The organism is Anabaena sp. FACHB-595 (assembly GCF_048568275.1).
In the GTDB taxonomy this organism is placed as follows: domain Bacteria; phylum Cyanobacteriota; class Cyanobacteriia; order Cyanobacteriales; family Nostocaceae; genus Trichormus.
In genome coordinates, this window is sequence record NZ_CP183473.1 from 2,253,354 (window position 1) to 2,270,381 (window position 17,028).

At 43.2% G+C, this 17,028-nt stretch carries 12 protein-coding genes and 1 pseudogene; 8 read left to right on the forward strand and 5 right to left on the reverse strand.

The window, feature by feature from the left end; translation table 11 throughout:
• Positions 1 to 155: 155 nt before the first annotated feature.
• Together ACN222_RS09365 and ACN222_RS09370 are read right to left on the reverse strand one after the other, a co-directional pair.
• Positions 156 to 3,887, reverse strand: a complete 3,732-nt coding sequence (locus ACN222_RS09365; RefSeq protein ID WP_044521118.1) for a HEAT repeat domain-containing protein — start codon at positions 3,885 to 3,887, stop codon at positions 156 to 158.
• A 96-nt stretch (positions 3,888 to 3,983) separates the two neighbouring features.
• Positions 3,984 to 4,703 (reverse strand): Uma2 family endonuclease, encoded by a 720-nt coding sequence (locus ACN222_RS09370; protein ID WP_010996053.1) that lies wholly within the window; start codon positions 4,701 to 4,703, stop codon positions 3,984 to 3,986.
• A gap of 280 nt (positions 4,704 to 4,983) precedes the next feature.
• Between ACN222_RS09370 and serA the strand changes: the two genes are divergently transcribed.
• The 3 genes from serA (at position 4,984) to ACN222_RS09385 (ending at position 8,053) form a co-directional block, all read left to right on the forward strand.
• Entirely contained in the window at positions 4,984 to 6,564 is a 1,581-nt protein-coding gene (gene serA, locus ACN222_RS09375) for a phosphoglycerate dehydrogenase (protein WP_010996054.1), read from the forward strand.
• Positions 6,565 to 6,642: 78 nt separating this feature from the next.
• A complete protein-coding gene (gene prmA, locus ACN222_RS09380; protein WP_010996055.1) occupies positions 6,643 to 7,563 on the forward strand; it encodes a 50S ribosomal protein L11 methyltransferase in 921 nt (306 codons plus the stop codon).
• Positions 7,564 to 7,726: 163 nt separating this feature from the next.
• Positions 7,727 to 8,053, forward strand: a complete 327-nt coding sequence (locus ACN222_RS09385; RefSeq protein ID WP_010996056.1) for a DUF433 domain-containing protein — start codon at positions 7,727 to 7,729, stop codon at positions 8,051 to 8,053.
• Positions 8,054 to 8,175: 122 nt separating this feature from the next.
• Here ACN222_RS09385 and trxA read toward each other — a convergent pair whose 3' ends face one another.
• Positions 8,176 to 8,493 carry a thioredoxin gene (gene trxA / locus ACN222_RS09390; RefSeq protein ID WP_010996057.1) on the reverse strand — a complete coding sequence of 106 codons (318 nt, stop codon included), beginning with the start codon at positions 8,491 to 8,493 and terminating at the stop codon, positions 8,176 to 8,178.
• Between the two features lie 372 nt (positions 8,494 to 8,865).
• Between trxA and fabG the strand changes: the two genes are divergently transcribed.
• Positions 8,866 to 9,621, forward strand: a complete 756-nt coding sequence (fabG, locus tag ACN222_RS09395) for a 3-oxoacyl-[acyl-carrier-protein] reductase (protein ID WP_010996058.1) — start codon at positions 8,866 to 8,868, stop codon at positions 9,619 to 9,621.
• A gap of 91 nt (positions 9,622 to 9,712) precedes the next feature.
• Here the strand turns inward: fabG and ACN222_RS09400 are convergent, their stop codons facing one another.
• Entirely contained in the window at positions 9,713 to 10,795 is a 1,083-nt protein-coding gene (locus tag ACN222_RS09400; protein ID WP_010996059.1) for an MraY family glycosyltransferase, read from the reverse strand.
• A gap of 159 nt (positions 10,796 to 10,954) precedes the next feature.
• Here ACN222_RS09400 and groL point away from each other — a divergent pair, with 159 nt between their 5' ends.
• Positions 10,955 to 12,637, forward strand: a complete 1,683-nt coding sequence (groL, locus tag ACN222_RS09405; protein ID WP_010996060.1) for a chaperonin GroEL — start codon at positions 10,955 to 10,957, stop codon at positions 12,635 to 12,637.
• A gap of 226 nt (positions 12,638 to 12,863) precedes the next feature.
• Here groL and ACN222_RS09410 read toward each other — a convergent pair whose 3' ends face one another.
• Positions 12,864 to 13,580 carry a heme oxygenase (biliverdin-producing) gene (locus tag ACN222_RS09410; RefSeq protein ID WP_010996061.1) on the reverse strand — a complete coding sequence of 239 codons (717 nt, stop codon included), beginning with the start codon at positions 13,578 to 13,580 and terminating at the stop codon, positions 12,864 to 12,866.
• Between the two features lie 491 nt (positions 13,581 to 14,071).
• On the opposite strand from ACN222_RS09410, the gene ACN222_RS09415 reads away from it, so the two are divergent.
• The 3 genes and pseudogenes from ACN222_RS09415 (at position 14,072) to rtcA (ending at position 17,026) form a co-directional block, all read left to right on the forward strand.
• Positions 14,072 to 14,293, forward strand: coding sequence for a hypothetical protein (locus tag ACN222_RS09415; RefSeq protein WP_126987323.1), 222 nt, complete (start codon positions 14,072 to 14,074; stop codon positions 14,291 to 14,293).
• A gap of 35 nt (positions 14,294 to 14,328) precedes the next feature.
• Positions 14,329 to 15,801 carry a phosphoglucosamine mutase gene (glmM, locus tag ACN222_RS09420; protein WP_044521120.1) on the forward strand — a complete coding sequence of 491 codons (1,473 nt, stop codon included), beginning with the start codon at positions 14,329 to 14,331 and terminating at the stop codon, positions 15,799 to 15,801.
• 177 nt (positions 15,802 to 15,978) lie between these two features.
• Positions 15,979 to 17,026, forward strand: a pseudogene (gene rtcA / locus ACN222_RS09425) (RNA 3'-terminal phosphate cyclase).
• Positions 17,027 to 17,028: the final 2 nt, after the last annotated feature.

Consider the following 17,028-nt stretch of genomic DNA (forward strand, 5'->3'; position numbering starts at 1 on the left):
AATTTTATCCTTGATGACTATCTAAACTACCTCGCCTACTGCACGGAATTAATTAATTTTTACAAACCTTTGACAACCCCTATATGATTAAGCCCTACTCGCAGTAATTAGCCTTGAAGCCTCTTGATTTTCTTAGAAATAGCTTTGCCCTACCTTTATCCCTGCCACTCCTTCAACTTTTTCTGTGCATACTCCCGCACTTGCTCATCTGGATCATTCTCTGCTCTGTCGCGCAACAGTGGTAAAGTTTTTTCATGCTGGGGATACTGTTTGATAATTATCTCAAGAGCAACGCGCCGGGGATTTGGGCTAAAACTATCATGGCTACCTTCAAAGGGGTCATTAACAACACAGTTGTAGTATGTTTCCAAAAGTTCAGGCTGGGATTTAAAAGCTTTAGCTAATTCTTGCACTACCGACCATCTCACAATTGAACTATTATCCGCAGTGGTAAGTTGCTGGAGAATAGTTTTGGTATTGGGGTCATCTTTGTGAGCCTTGACTAATTCTTGTACGGCTGTCCGTCGCACATCCGGGTCATTATCCGTAGTAACGAGTTGTTGGATGATGGTTTTGGTACAGATGTCATCTTTATAAGCCTTAGCTAATTCTTGGACTACGGTCTGTCGCACATCCGAATCATCATCTGTAATGGCACATTCTTTAAGGAAGGTTTTGATAGTGAGGTCATATTTGTAAGCCTTAACTAACTCTTGTACGGCCGTTCGTCGCACATCCGAATCATTATCGACAATGGCACGTTTATGAATAAAAATTTTGATAGTGGAGTCATCCTTGTAAGCCTTAACTAACTCTTGTATTGCTGTTCTTCGCACATCCCAATGTTTATCCATAGTAGTAAGTTCTTGGAGAAAAATTTTGGTTGTAGAGTCATCTTTATAAGCTTTGACCAATTCTTGTAATGCTGTTTTTCGCACATCCCAACTATCATCTCTGATAGCAAATTCCTTGAGAAAAGTTTTGGTCGTGGGTTCATTTTTATAAGCTTTGACTAATTCTTGTATCGCTATCCGCCGTACTTCCCAACGCTTATCTACAGTGGCACATTTTTGGAGAATAGTTTTAGTTTCGAGGTCATCTTTGTAAGTTTGTGCTAATTTTTGTACAGCTATTATTCGTACAAAATCATCATCTGCATTGGTACGTTCTTGGAGAATTATTTTAGTGGTGGATTTATCTTTGCAAGTCTGATTTAATTCTTGTGCTGCTGTTCTTCGTACATCCAAATCATCATCCATAGTGGCACGTTCTTGGAGAAATGCTTTAGTAGCGGGGTCATATCTGTAAGCATTAATTAATTCTTGTACTGCTGTCATTCTCACATCCCAACTATCATCTACCGTAGCAATTTGTTGGAGAAAACTTTTAGTCGTGGGGTTATTTTTGTAAGTCCGAGCTAATTCTTGTATTGCTATTCGTCGCTCCACTGAGTAATTATTTGCAGTGACAATTTCTTGGAGAAATGTTTGAGTTGTAGGATCATCTTTGTAAGCCTGGGTGAATTCTTGTATTGCTTTCTGCCTTACATCTGAGTCATCATTCACTGTAGCAAGTTGTTGGAGAAAAGTTTTAGTTTCGGTTGAATCTTGCCAAGCTGCTGCAATTTCTCTAACTGCTTGAGTGCGGATATCTCGAATAAACTTAATTTCTTCGGAATCGTATTCAGGGCGATAATAATACCAGATATCATATTTAGTTAAGTTTTTTAGGTAGTTCAGTAATTTATCAGAAATGGACACTATCAATGAACGATTTCTCACTTCGACAAGACACTTAGCGGCTAAAAACATATTGATGAATTTATTTTCTTCACCATCCTGCACCATTAAATAATCAATAATTTCACCAACAAACTTGGCATCAATCATACCAGCAATTAATAGTAAGACTTCATGCCAAGTTTCATCACGCCAGTGTTTGCCAAAAACTTCCGTTTTTAAATCCTCAATTGAAAGACTGCGTTCCTTCTCAAACCGCCAGACAAACTCCCAAGCACAGAAATATTCCAAAAAAGTGCGATGCACAAAAGCATAGTAATCAGCACCGAGGAAACATAACATAAAGTTACGAGTTCTCAGTTGTTCTCTCATTACCCTCGCAGCTTGTCTGGGTTGATTAATTTCTGTAGTTCTTAAATATTCAGTCAGAATATTTTCTAATTGATCAGCACTAATCACATTACCAGCTAAACCCGCACCACTTGTTTGCATACTATAGGCAACTTGACGCAGCATAGCTTGCTTATCTTTGTAATCAATAGTCTTATGATCTAGTCGTTTATCTTCAACTAAAGCCCGTTCCACATCCCACTGATGCAACAATACCCGCGATGCTTGTTCATAAAGTGAGTTTCTATCTCTAGGTAATTCTTGATTACGATTAAGAATTGCCATCATCGTCAACAACAGAGGATTTCCTGCTAATTCTGTAATGGCTTTTGAATTTTCAATTCCTCTTAGCAGCCTTTCCCATTTTCTAAGTTTATCTGCTTCATCACTGAAAGTTAACTCATGCCAACGGTGAATAAAATCTTGAATTTGTGCTGAGTTCAAATCTTGCAACATAAAATGGCGAAACTCAGCATCACGAAGCCGTTGCGGTTTATAACCAATTACGCGAGAAGTAACAATCACCTGCACATTAGGATACTCATTAGTAAAGCGATGAATATCTGTAATTACATCCTCTCGCTTACCAGGGTCAAATACTTCATCTAACCCATCAAACATGACTAAAGCGTTACCAGCTTGTAGCTGTTGATGTAATTGATGTTGATTGAGATGTTCAATTGCACCGCTACATTTATCCAAAAATTCCAAAAAGTTATGACACTCATTCCCATCCCGCCGCCGCATATAAGTACGTAACTCAATTAACAAAGGAATTGGTTGTGAGATCACATTATCTAATGGTGACTCAGACCAATTCAAAGCTAAATACTGCAACAGCGTAGACTTACCAGAACCAGGATCACCCAAAATTACAACATATTTATAACTTTGCTTATTATTAACAACATCTAATACTGAAAGTAGTGGCTGTTCTAAATAAACCCTTGTGAGTTTTTGCAATTCCTCGGCAGCAATTTCTGCCTCTATCTGGTCAGTTTCTCGCAGCCTTCTAAAGTGTTCCTTCGGCAGTTCATGAACTCGCGGCAAAACTTGATGCACTTCCCGCACATCTTGAGCTATGAACATTCGCCATAACTTGAGTTCGTTATAAGCGTAGCCAGTCGTATCTAAACTGTCTAATTTTAAATTGCCGTAACGCTCACTAATTGCTTCTTGATAGCGTTTTAAATCGAATTGAGAAATAATGCCAGCTATGGCTTGTGTGTTTTCTTTAATTTGTTCTATATTCTGAGAATCAAGAATTGCCCTCATTTCGGGAAATTCTCGAATAATCTTCTTCACTTTTGATAAATATTCTCTGCCTATCTTCTTCCATTTAAAATCTTCTGATAAGGAACTAGAGGCGACCAATTGATACCAAATTTCTTGTAATCTCTTAGTATTGATAGCCTCACATTCATAGTCGAAAGCATCACCCAAAATTTGTTTAACTTCTGGCTGCTTTAAAAACTGCTGTAACGGCTGGGTATAATTTTCAATTTCTTCTTTTGATAGTTCACCGTATTCCAAATCTTGCTGCATGAGTTGCAGAAATTCTGCAAACGCCATTACTTCAGCTTTCTGTAGTGGTTCTCGCTGGAATGGCGCAGTCACAGCATTATGAATAATATTTCTGAAAAAATCTTTAGCGTAATCTTTGACTAACTCTTCTAAAAATTCCTTGCTGATGATAGTCTTAACCAAAAATCCAAATGCTTTTCCTGCAATCCAAGTACCAAACCATTCAATTAGCATACCCGTGTCTGTTGATATTCTGAATACGAGTATATACACCAACTTGTTTAAGGTTACGAAATTTCCAGGTTATTGCAGAAACGTCAAGGTTAAATCTCAAATCAAATTATCAGGATCTATTCCCAAGGCGCGTAATCTTTCCGCCAACTGTTGGGCGCGTTGTGCTTCCTGCTGGGCGCGTTGTTGGGCAAGTTGCGCTTGTTGTTGCGCCTGTTTAATCTGTTCTTCTGGTGTGGGATAACGCTTCCCTGCTTCGTCGTACCAATACATCCATTCCCGCGTTACACCGCAATAATTTCCCCTTTCGCAACCAATTCCTAAGCCAATTTCTGGTAGCCAAATTGGGTTTCCTTCTTGCAATTCATATTTGCCGTTCACTAATTTATGTACTTCTAAATGGGGTTTGCGACGGCGGCGAGAAGAATAAATGACGTAATAAAGTACACCCAAAGCGGCATAGTCATTTAATTTATCACTGTATTCTTTGCGGTAGTTTTGAGAAACAACTTCTAACACCAATATTGGCGTAACTTGTTCATCCCACAGCACATAACTGGGACGCAGTTCTTCATCATAAAATCTTTCTACCCCAAGGCTCAAAAACCCATCTGGAACAATTGGTGGTTGATCGGGGTGAAAATAAACACCCATATCTACACCAAAAAACCAGTCCATCCGTTCTGCCCAGAGTAGCAGCAGAATTGCTTTTAGTAATCCTGGGATAAGTTCTTGCAGTTCGTTATCCACTGGTGTTTCGTCAGAGTCTGGTAGTTCGTCGGCTGAAGGTAAGTACCTTGGCAAGTTGAAGTTTAGCATGACGGGTTGCCCCAAAATCTTCTACACCAGTGTTTTCATCAGTATTATAGCGGTTTCTTTGGTGTAGGGGTGTGGCTTCACCCTCACACCCTTACACCCTTACACCCACATACCCCTATACCCCTATACCCCCACACCTACACTCTGATATCCTCTAGTACATGGTGTGAGTGAAGGTTAAGTTGTTATTAAAACGCAGATTTTTTGCTGAAGTGTAACGAATAAAGTCTAAACTAAAAAGTCTTGTGCAGCAAAACTTGTCACTATAAATGATGTAATCATGTCTAAGGTTCTCGTCTCCGATCCTATTGACCAGGCTGGCATTGACATTCTCTCGCAAGTCGCTACTGTTGATGTCAATACAGGTCTCAAACCAGCAGAATTAATAGAAATTATTGGTCAGTATGACGCGTTAATGATTCGTTCTGGTACGCGCGTCACTCAAGAAATTATTGAAGCAGGTACACAACTGAAAATCATCGGTCGTGCCGGTGTGGGTGTGGATAATGTAGATGTTCCGGCTGCTACTCGTCGAGGAATTGTTGTTGTCAATTCTCCTGAGGGGAACACTATCGCCGCCGCCGAACACGCCTTGGCGATGATGCTGTCATTGTCTCGCCACATCCCCGATGCTAACGCTTCCGTGAAACGCGGTGAGTGGGATCGTAAAACTTTCGTAGGTGCGGAAGTTTATAAAAAAACTTTAGGGGTTGTCGGTTTAGGCAAAATTGGTTCCCATGTGGCGGCTGTTGCTAAAGCAATGGGGATGAAATTGTTAGCTTACGATCCTTTCATTTCCACTGAACGGGCCGAACAAATTGGCTGTCAGTTAGTAGATTTAGATTTGCTGATGCAGCAATCTGACTATATTACCCTGCACATTCCCAAAACCCCAGAAACCACCCACATCATCAACGCCACCACTCTGGCGAAAATGAAGCCCACCGCCCGGATTATCAACTGCGCCCGTGGGGGCATTATTGATGAAGCAGCCTTAGCCGCAGCGATTAAAGAAGGGAAAATTGCTGGGGCGGCGCTGGATGTGTTCGAGTCGGAACCACTGGGTGAATCAGATTTAAGAGCGATCGGTAAAGATATCATTCTTACCCCCCACTTAGGTGCATCCACCACAGAAGCCCAGGTGAATGTAGCTATTGACGTAGCTGAACAAATCCGCGATGTACTTTTAGGTTTACCCGCACGTTCCGCCGTCAACATCCCCGGACTCGGCCCCGATGTGTTGGAAGAACTAAAACCCTATATGCAGTTAGCGGAAACCTTGGGTAAGTTGGTAGGACAGCTAGCAGGTGGGCGGGTAGAACTACTCACTGTCCGCTTACAAGGGGAACTCGCTACTAACAAGAGTCAGCCTTTAGTAATTGCTTCCCTCAAAGGATTACTACACCAAGCCCTACGGGAACGAGTAAACTACGTCAACGCCAACATAGAAGCCAAGGAACGGGGAATCCGGGTTATTGAAACCCGCGACGCTTCCGCCCGTGACTATGCTGGTTCCCTACGCCTGGAAGCGACAGGAACCTTAGGTACTCATTCCGTGACCGGCGCATTGCTAGGCGATAAGGAAATTCACCTCACCGACGTTGACGGCTTCCCGATTAACGTCCCACCAAGCAAATACATGGTGTTTACCTTGCACCGTGATATGCCAGGAATCATTGGCAAACTCGGTTCCTTACTGGGCAGCTTTAATGTCAATATTGCCAGTATGCAGGTAGGGCGGAAAATCGTCCGTGGTGATGCCGTTATGGCTCTCAGCATTGATGATCCTTTACCAGATGGCATTTTAGCGGAAATCACCAAAGTACCCGGCATTCGGGACGCGTATACAGTAACACTATAGGAGTCAGTAATCAGGAGTCAGAAGTCAGCAGAAATTATTTCTCCTGACTCCTGAATTCTGGATTCTCAATTTTCAAAAATGGCAAACACTTGGTGGGAACTACAGATTTCATGTGAATCGGCGCTAGAAGACTCTGTTTCTTGGCGACTGGAAGATTTTGGTTGTCGTGGTACAGCTAGCGAAAGTAAGGGTGATTCTTGCTTAGTTAAGGGTTATTTGCCGATATTTCAAGCACAGTTATTAGATTTAGCGGCGCTGGGGCTATGGTTGCAACAAGATGCCCTGTGTATAGGATTATCTTCTCCTACCTTGACTTGGCAGCTAATTGATGAGGAAGATTGGGCGAGTAGCTGGAAACAATATTGGCATCCCCAGGAAATAGGCGATCGCTTTCTCATCAACCCCGCATGGCTACCATCACCGGAAAACTCCGATAGGTTAATCATCCGCCTCGACCCTGGCGTAGCATTTGGTACAGGAAACCATGCTACTACTCAATTATGTCTAGAATCCCTAGAAATGAGATTGAGTGAGGTTCCCAAATCGTTTATCAGTAAAGGAGGGAACCAAGAACCTGTCATAATTGCGGATATTGGCTGCGGTTCTGGTATCCTTTCGATTGGGGCAGTTTTATTAGGCGCACAGAAAGTTTATGCAGTAGATACCGACCCTTTAGCTGTGCAGTCAACCTTCAGCAATCGCGCCCTCAACGAAGTAAACCCAGAACGCCTAGTACCAGCAGAAGGTAGCGTAGATATCTTAAAGAAACTGATTGAACGCCCGGTAGATGGTATTGTTTGCAATATTTTAGCTGATGTCATTATTCAATTAGTCCCAGAAATCAGCGAGATATCTAAACCTAGCACTTGGGCTATTTTTAGCGGGATTTTAGTTGAACAATCTACCTCTGTTGCTGAGGCTTTAGAAAAACACGGTTGGGTAGTCGCTACTATGTGGAAACGCAAAGAATGGTGCTGCTTAAATGTCAGGCGTACTTAAATTATCAAAAATTGTGAATTTATTCCCTTAGCCAACAGGAGACAAAATTCGTGAATAGAGTGAGAGTGATGAGGTTCCGTCAACTATCGCTTTCTCTCATTTAATATCATGCTGTTTCCGTTAAAATATATAAATATGTCTTTCCTCTGGGCATGGCAATTTTATGACACTTCAGAAGTTAGAATCACAACTACTTGCCTTGACACCAAACGAGAAAGCACAGGCAATTCAGTTACTTGCTCAAAGTTTGGGCAACCCTTGGCGAGGGATTGAGAAAACTGCCTATGTGTGTGGTGGGGATGCGTGTATTACCGGAACCCGTATTCCTGTTTGGGTTTTAATTAATGCGCGTAGGTTAGGTATTAGTGAAGCTCAACTTTTGAAAGACTATCCCACTTTATCTGCAACTGACTTAACTAATGCTTGGGTTTATGCCACAGTATACCCAGAAGAAATTGAAACAGCCATTCGGGAAAATGAAGAAGACTAATGGCTCGTTTATATGCAGATTAAATGCCTGATAGCTTAGATTGATTTGAACATTCAATCTCTCTACCTAATAATAATTAATATGTAGAGATGCAAAAATTTGCATCTCTAACTTAATCTTGACTAAACGAAACTTTGCAAACGCCGTACTAAATCGGGCGTTTGCAATACACCTTCAATTCGATCTACTGGTTTACCTTGTTTGAATAATACCAGTGTTGGTAGAGCTGCAATTTGATACTGAGTTGCCAACTCTGTGTATTTTTCTGTGTCAATTTTGACAATTCGTATGCGGTCTTTAAGTTGATTGTTTACTTGTTGTAAAATTGTCCCCATCATCTGACAGGGGCCACACCAGTCAGCATAAAAGTCTACTAAAACAGGTAAATCAGAACCAGATAGCATCTCTTCAAAGCTGTTGAATTGTTTTTTCTCAGTCATGTGACACACACCATTTTTATTGATTGAATCTAATATTAATGTCTGCTTTCTAGAAATGGTGTAACGTTATTTTGTTTTTATTGTTGCTAAACTTTGCATCTCTTTCTTAAGGTATATGTACTGGGGATTAGGGATTGAGAGAGTTGGTTATTTTGTAGTCAAGTTTCTTTGTGCAATTTGCAATTTCGTCGCCAGAACCACTAGGATATAAGCGAATTTTGAATCTCTGATCAGACCAACGATAGATAAGCAGAAACTAGATACAGCAAGTAGTTCCTCAACGAAAATCTAAAATCCAAAATGGTATGAGATGTAGGTACAAATCGCCATAAGATAATTAGCGCGGGAATTTTAAACCTAGAGGAATATTTTATGGCAATCTTAAGTGAAAATTTACGAGGACAAGTTGCCGTTGTTACAGGCGCTTCACGGGGGATTGGACGAGCGATCGCCTTAGAATTAGCTAATTATGGTGCTACTGTAGTGGTCAATTACGCTAGTTCTAGCACTGCTGCCGATGAGGTAGTAGCAGAAATTACAGGTGCTGGTGGTGAAGCTGTAGCCTTAAAAGCCGATGTTTCACAAGTTGAGCAAGTAGACAATCTGATCAATGGGGCGATCGATAAGTTCAAACGCATCGATATTTTGGTAAATAATGCAGGTATTACCCGCGACACATTGCTATTAAGAATGAAGCCAGAAGACTGGCAAGCAGTTATTGACCTTAACTTAACTGGTGTATTTTTATGCACTCGTGCCGTCAGTAAACTTATGCTCAAGCAACGTTCTGGCAGAATTATCAATATTACCTCTGTAGCTGGACAAATGGGTAATCCCGGTCAGGCGAATTACAGTGCCGCCAAAGCAGGTGTGATTGGCTTTACAAAAACAGTTGCTAAAGAATTAGCTTCTCGTGGCATTACCGTTAACGCCGTCGCCCCTGGTTTCATCGCTACAGACATGACCAGCAACCTCAAATCTGAGGGTATTTTGCAATACATCCCTCTAGGTCGCTATGGTCAACCAGAGGAAATTGCCGGTATGGTACGTTTCCTAGCAGCCGACCCCGCCGCCGCCTATATTACCGGACAAGTATTTAATGTCGATGGCGGTATGGTGATGGCTTAATGAGTGCTGAGTACTGAGTGAGGAATCAGGAGCCATTATTTCTTAATTTTGAATTTTGAATTTTGAATTGATTGCCCCCTGCTCCCAACCATCAGGACTGCTGACGGATTCTTTGCCAGACTGTAAAGCCAAGCAGCAGAATAATACTGATGGCCGTGGTAACTATGACCATCACGCTCATCCCTTGGACTCTCATTGCCAGTAAGTTGCACACCAAAGTGATTGACCACAAGGTAAATGCAGCATGACGTTGGGAAAATCCCCAATCGAGTAAACGGTGGTGTAGGTGGTCTTTGCCGGGGGTACTCAAGGGGTTTTTACCTGCTAGCAGCCGTCGAATAAACACTTGGGTTGTGTCCAATACTGGCAACAGCAAAAATAAAACGGTGGGGCCAAGAGCAAATATAGTATTTCTTTGCAGGCTACCTAAAATACTAGTTGCGGCTAGCACGTAACCGAAAAAGTACGCCCCAGCATCACCCATGATGATTTTTGAGGGATGGAAGTTGTGACGCAAAAAGCCTAAAGCCCCACCACCTAAAGCAGCCAGAACTAAGGTAGCCGCAGCCTTATTAGGGAATTGGGCAGATACGCCTAACAAACTCATGGCAGTGATAAAACTAATGCCTCCTGCCAATCCATCCATCCCATCCATCAAGTTGACGGCATTGGTAATACCCACAACCCACAGCACAGTCAGCAACATTGAGAGAATGGAGTCGATGGGTGTGCCGAAATCCACATCAACGACAATACCGTTAGCAACTAGTAATAAAGCTGTGATAATTTGCGTCCACAACCGTACAGAGGGGGGTAATCCGAACTGATCGTCAATAAAGCCGATCAAGACTAGGATCGAACCCCCTAGTAAAATAGTCAATACCTGAGCTAAAACGTTTTGTAGCTCAATGGGTCGCAAAAGGCTAGCTAACACCAATGCGGCAATTACTCCCGCATAAATGGCTAAACCCCCTGCATTCGGCAACGGTTCTCGATTGAGTCGTCGGGCATTTGGTTGGTCAGCCCAACCCACCCGCAAGGCAAATTTACGTATCGTGGGAATCAAACGCCACGTTACCAACCAAGCCAACATAAACGTGAATACTACTGCCAACCAGCCGGAACCGCTAGGGTCAGCAATGCCTATAGACCTAAGGGAGTTGTAGATATTCATCTCCCAATTCAACCATTACTGCCAGTATCCTACATGAGCATCAAGTGTATATTAATCAATTTTTTTTACTTCCACACATGATCTAAAGTTTTTGATGTTCTTAGCACTCTGAGCCTGTGAGTGCTAAATTGTCTAATGGAAGCGCAAGAGAAAGGAAACATGGCAAAAATTATTTCGTTTGATGAAGAATCACGGCGTGCTTTAGAGCGGGGTGTCAATGCCCTGGCTGATGCTGTAAAAATTACCTTAGGCCCCAAGGGTCGCAACGTGCTTTTAGAAAAAAAATATGGCACACCCCAAATTGTGAACGATGGTATTACCGTCGCTAAAGAAATTGAATTAGAAGATCCTTTAGAAAATACTGGTGCCAGATTAATTCAAGAGGTAGCATCCAAAACCAAGGATGTAGCTGGCGATGGCACAACTACGGCTACCGTTTTAGTACAAGCCCTAATTAGAGAAGGTTTGAAGAACGTCGCGGCTGGTACTAACCCAGTTAGTCTCAAGCGCGGTATAGATAAAACTACCGAGGCTTTGGTAGCGGAAATTGCTAAGGTCGCCAAGCCTGTAGAAGGTAGTGCGATCGCTCAAGTTGCCACTGTCTCATCTGGTAATGATGAAGAAGTTGGTGCCATGATTGCCCAAGCGGTGGAAAAAGTCACCAAAGACGGTGTAATCACTGTAGAAGAATCTAAATCCCTGACAACTGAACTAGAAGTAGTCGAAGGGATGCAGATTGACAGAGGTTATATTTCCCCCTACTTCATCACCAACAACGAGCGCCAAACGGTGGAGTTGGAAAATGTGCGGATTTTGATTACTGACAAAAAAATCAGCAGTATTCAAGAATTAGTCCCCGTTCTAGAAAAAGTAGCTCGTTTGGGTCAACCCTTACTGATCATTGCTGAAGATGTAGAAGGAGATGCCCTAGCAACTTTGGTGGTGAACAAAGCACGGGGTGTACTTTCTGTGGCGGCAATTAAAGCCCCAGGATTTGGCGAACGCCGCAAAGCATTGTTGCAAGATATCGCTATCCTCACAGACGGTCAACTAATTTCGGAAGAAATTGGCTTAAGCTTAGATACCGCTTCTCTAGAAGCTTTGGGTACGGCGCAGAAAATCACAATTGAAAAAGACAACACCACAATTGTTGCTGGTAATACTACTAAGCCAGAAATCCAAAAGCGGATTGCACAAATTCGCCGACAGTTGGAAGAGACTGACTCTGAGTACGATAGCGAGAAATTGCAAGAACGTATTGCCAAGTTAGCTGGTGGTATTGCAGTGATCAAAGTCGGTGCAGCAACTGAAACCGAACTCAAAGACCGCAAACTGAGAATCGAAGACGCACTCAACGCCACCAAAGCTGCTGTTGCTGAAGGTATCGTTCCTGGTGGCGGCAAAACTCTGATTTACTTGGCGAGTAAGGTAGACGAGATTAAGAAAAACTTTGACGAAGAAGAAAAAATCGGTGCTGACATCGTTAAACGGGCTTTAGAAGCTCCTTTACGTCAGATTGCCGATAATGCTGGTGCAGAAGGTTCTGTCATCGTCTCCAGAGTCAAAGACAGCGATTTCAACATCGGTTACAACGCTGCTACTGGGGAATTTGAAGACCTGATTGCGGCTGGTATTATTGACCCTGCAAAAGTTGTGCGTTCAGCATTGCAAAATGCCGCTTCCATTGCCGGTCTAGTTTTAACCACCGAAGCGATCGTTGTGGAAAAACCAGAGAAAAAATCTGCTGCTCCTGCTGATGCCGGTATGGGTGGCATGGGCGGCATGGGTGGCATGGGCGGTATGGGTGGCATGGGCGGTATGGGTGGTATGGGTATGTTCTAAGAAGAGGCAGGGAGCAGGGGGCAGGGAGCAAGGGGGAAGAAGTGACTGCAAGATTTTCGCCCAGTACCCAATCCCCAATCCCCAGTACCCAATAGCCAAACATTAGGGGCAACTTCTCTGCGATCGCCTGCTTCTTTGCAGGTAAACCCAGGGAAGTTGCCCCTTTAATTTACGAAAATTTACACCAATTCATCAAAATTCAGAAATCTTGAATTTTGCATTGGTATTACTCAGCAGTGGCTAGTTCGGTAGCGCCGCGTGTGCGCTTGCGAGTCAAGGTGTTGAACAGCATCATGCCGATTGCCTTGATGAGGTTCCCTTCTAGTTCTTGGAACATTTTCATGTTCATACCAAAAGCGGCGTTAGCTTCATCAACAATGCGATCGCCTGTCGCTTCATCAATTGCCAACTCATCTAATGTTTGACGATATTTAGCCTTAAAAGCTTTCTCATCAGAAATATCTGCGAACTCATAAAATGCAGTTCCTTGCCCATCATTCAAATTCATCGCTGTCACAGCAATGTTTTTGAGAATTTGTCCCCCGGATAAATCACCTAAATAACGGGTGTAAGAGTGGGCAATCAACAATTCTGGTTCGGTTGCAGAGATTTCCCGAATGCGTTGTACGTAAGCTTCACCTGCTGGCGACAGTTGAATTTGTTCCCGCCAGTTAGCGCCGTAATAGTAACTCAGGTCTTGCTCTAGAGTCTGCTTACGATTCAGTTGGGAAAAGTTTATTTTAGAAACAATTGGGTGCTGGCTATGCTTTTCCATCTCCTCTTCCATTGCGGAGTAGACGTAGTAGAAGTTGGCCACTAGCTTCCGGTAAGAGCTTTTTTCTACCACTCCTTTTAAGAAGCATTTGACAAAACCTACATTTTCTGCCATTGTGTGGGCTTTTTTCGTACCTACACGTAGTTTGTTTGCTAAATTGCTGCTCATACTAAATTTCTCAACCTTAAAAGGTCAACTGCCAGAGTTTTAAATTACGGACGGCTAAAAAATGCCACTAAAACGTAACATTAGAACTATTTGATGAGAATTTATATTAATATTTTTTAAGTAACTAAAATTTGTACTTTTGTTAAGTAAATATCAAATCAAGCCAGTAAAAATGCCAATACCAAGAAAAATTTTGCGGGGAGAGCCGCATTCAGAGAAATGTGATCGCTGGAGCAAACCGTGGAATTTATGAGACTTCTGTAAAGTTGTCAAGTAGTACTGGCGACTATTGAAGTCAGGAGTTAAACTGAAGAGCATTAAAACTCAGTAAATAAAATCTTCATAAAATATTGACAATGCCATCATTTTTTTAAGTAATTTCACTTAAGCAAAACGTGAAAAATAAATTTGTTTTTCAAAGAAAAATAACTATCATAAAAGCAAATCAAAAAAGTCTTGACTCTTAGTTATTTAATAGAGTGGAAATTTACGTGAGTTTGATAGGAACTGGTGAGACAGCGCTGCGGGAAGGTTTCCCTTTCTACTTGACGCTGCGCGTAGCTTGCTTCTCCATTCGCGGAGCTTTCCGCAGGCGACTGCGTTTCGCTGTTCGCGGAGCGTTCCGTAGGGAAGAGTATCCAAAGGGGAATTGGCAACTGGGTTGTTTACTCAGCACTCAATCCTTAAAATCTGCCGAACTGGCCTTAAAGTAATAATTCTTAGTGTGATGTGAGGGGTGTTTAAAAATATGGTTTCATCTATAACTCGGATTCAGAACTACGTAATAGATGGTGCAGCTACATCCAATGGATTAGAAACAGTCCTTGAGAGCAACTTTGCACCCAGTTTAATATCCCTACCAGCAACACCTCTGTTTGGTACAGATGGTATTCGTGGCAAAGTAGGGGAATTACTGAGTGCGCCTTTAGCGTTGCAAATTGGTTTTTGGGCAGGCGTAGTTTTACGTAATCATGCTGATCAATTAGGGCCAGTAATCTTAGGACAGGATTCCCGTAACTCTAGTGATATGTTGGCGATGGCTTTGAGTGCAGGGTTAACCGCAGCCGGGCTAGAAGTTTGGTATTTAGGTTTATGTCCTACTCCTTGCGTGGCTTATTTAACTAGTATGAGTGAAGCCATTGGCGGCGTGATGATTTCTGCTAGTCATAACCCTCCCGAAGATAACGGGATTAAAATTTTTGGTGCTAATGGTGGTAAGTTATCCCAGGCTTTACAGGCAGAAATTGAAAAAGGTCTGCGGGGAAATCTGCCAATTACAAGTAATGTCAGTAATTGTGGACGGCATTACTCACGTTGGGAATTGGTGAAGAATTACGGCGAAGCTTTAAAACGACCCTGGCAAAATAAAGTGAATCTTCAGGGAATGAAGGTTGTGCTGGATTTAGCTTGGGGTGCAGCCGTGGGATTAGCACCATCAGTATTTGCAGAGATGGGGGCAGAAGTTATTTCCCTGCATAATGCCGCAGATGGCGATCGCATCAACGTTAACTGCGGCTCCACCCACCTAGAAATGTTGCAAGCGGCTGTGCAAGAACACAACGCCGATTTAGGTTTTGCCTTTGATGGCGATGCCGATCGCGTTTTGGCTGTAGATCCCACAGGTCGTCCTGTAAATGGCGACTATATCCTGTACCTGTGGGGATTGTACCTCAAACAACAAAACCAACTCCCAGACAACTTGATTGTTTCCACAGTCATGGCAAACCTGGGCTTTGAGAAAGCTTGGCAGCAACAGGGTGGTAAATTAATTCGCACCGCCGTTGGCGATCAATATGTGCAAGCAGAAATGATCAAAACTGGGGCAATGTTGGGAGGTGAACAATCAGGACACATCCTGTGTAGCCATTATGGAATGACTGGGGATGGCTTGTTAACAGCCTTACACTTGGCAAGTTTGGTCAAACAATCTGGTGTTTCCTTAGCCGAATTGATAGACCAAAGCTTCCAGACCTATCCCCAATTATTGCGGAACGTGCGAGTTGTAGACCGCGATCGCCGCCTGAGTTGGCAAAACTGCACACCAGTACAACAAGCGATCGCTCTTGCCGAGAAAGCAATGGGTGATACTGGTAGAATTTTAGTTCGGGCATCCGGTACGGAACCCGTCATCAGAGTCATGGTAGAAGCCGCCAACGCCGAACTAGCTAACTATTGGACAAATGAACTAGTAGCCCAAGTACAACAACACCTAGCGCCATAACTGAGTTCGACACTTCCCATTCTTGAGGCAGAGGGGCAGAGGGCAGGGGAGGCAGGGGGAGAAGTCCCCAATCCCCAATCCCCAGTCCCCAATCCCCAGTCCCCAGTCCCCAATCCCCAATCCCCAGTCCCCAATCCCCAAAAATTTTGAATTGATTCATCGCCCAGACTACTGAGTATGATTAACATTGACGGTTCCTACGGCGAGGGAGGCGGGCAAGTCCTCCGCACTTCCCTGAGTTTAGCCGCCATCACTGGTGAACCCATACGTATTGCCGGCATTCGCGCCGGACGCAGGAAGCCAGGATTAGCAGCACAACACTTAACAGCAGTGCGTGCGGCGGCGAGAATTTGTCATGGGGAATTGCAAGGTGATGCTTTAGGTTCCACGATGCTGGAATTTATACCTGGTGGTGGGGTAAAAGCAGGAAATTATATTTTTGATGTCAGCGAAGTACAGCAAGGTGGTTCGGCTGGGGCGATTACTCTGGTTTTGCAGACAATTCTCTTACCTTTAGCTTTAGCAGATGGTGATTCTCATATCACCTTACGGGGTGGAACTCATGTCATTTTCAGCCCCACAGTCACCTACATTGAGCGAGTATATCTGCCAATGTTATGTCGCATGGGAATCAAGGCACAAGTTAAGTTAGGTGCTTGGGGATGGTATCCCAGGGGTGGGGGAGAAGTCAATTTACAGGTGAAGGGAGGCTGTCAACTCTGCGGTCTTAACTTGCTGGAAAGGGGAGAATTAAAGCGGGTACAAGGACTAGCTGTGGCGACAGAATTACCTGCACATATACCCCAGCGCATGGCAAATCGGGCTGAGAATTTGTTACGTACAGCAGGTTTGCGGGTATCTATGCAGGCGTTACGTGAAAAAGGTGTTGCACCAGGGGCGGGGATTTTTTTTAACGGCTGAGTATTGTAATAGTTTGACGGGTTTTGGTGGCTTTGGACGTTTGCGATTGTCTTCTGAAAAAGTAGCAGAGATTGCTTGCGGACAACTATTACAATTCCATGAAACTGGCGCACCAGTTGATGAACACCTAGCAGATCAATTATTATTACCGGCGGTTCTGGCTTCCGAGTCCAGTCAGTATAAAGTGGCTGAGGTGAGTACACACTTAACAACTAACGCCGCAGTCATTGAAAAGTTTGGCTTAGGAAAGATTACCGTCAATCAAGCAGAAAGGGTAGTGGCGATCGCCTCTAGTAAAGTTTAATC

Excerpts from the sequence above, each read along its gene's own strand:
- ACN222_RS09365 (WP_044521118.1), bottom strand. The coding sequence starts at position 3,887 with ATGCTAATTGAATGGTTTGGTACTTGGATTGCAGGAAAAGCATTTGGA.
- prmA (WP_010996055.1), top strand. The coding sequence starts at position 6,643 with ATGGCAAACACTTGGTGGGAACTACAGATTTCATGTGAATCGGCGCTA.
- ACN222_RS09370 (WP_010996053.1), bottom strand. The coding sequence starts at position 4,703 with ATGCTAAACTTCAACTTGCCAAGGTACTTACCTTCAGCCGACGAACTA.
- ACN222_RS09410 (WP_010996061.1), bottom strand. The coding sequence starts at position 13,580 with ATGAGCAGCAATTTAGCAAACAAACTACGTGTAGGTACGAAAAAAGCC.
- fabG (WP_010996058.1), top strand. The coding sequence starts at position 8,866 with ATGGCAATCTTAAGTGAAAATTTACGAGGACAAGTTGCCGTTGTTACA.
- groL (WP_010996060.1), top strand. The coding sequence starts at position 10,955 with ATGGCAAAAATTATTTCGTTTGATGAAGAATCACGGCGTGCTTTAGAG.
- ACN222_RS09385 (WP_010996056.1), top strand. The coding sequence starts at position 7,727 with ATGACACTTCAGAAGTTAGAATCACAACTACTTGCCTTGACACCAAAC.
- glmM (WP_044521120.1), top strand. The coding sequence starts at position 14,329 with ATGGTTTCATCTATAACTCGGATTCAGAACTACGTAATAGATGGTGCA.
- serA (WP_010996054.1), top strand. The coding sequence starts at position 4,984 with ATGTCTAAGGTTCTCGTCTCCGATCCTATTGACCAGGCTGGCATTGAC.
- ACN222_RS09400 (WP_010996059.1), bottom strand. The coding sequence starts at position 10,795 with ATGAATATCTACAACTCCCTTAGGTCTATAGGCATTGCTGACCCTAGC.
- trxA (WP_010996057.1), bottom strand. The coding sequence starts at position 8,493 with ATGACTGAGAAAAAACAATTCAACAGCTTTGAAGAGATGCTATCTGGT.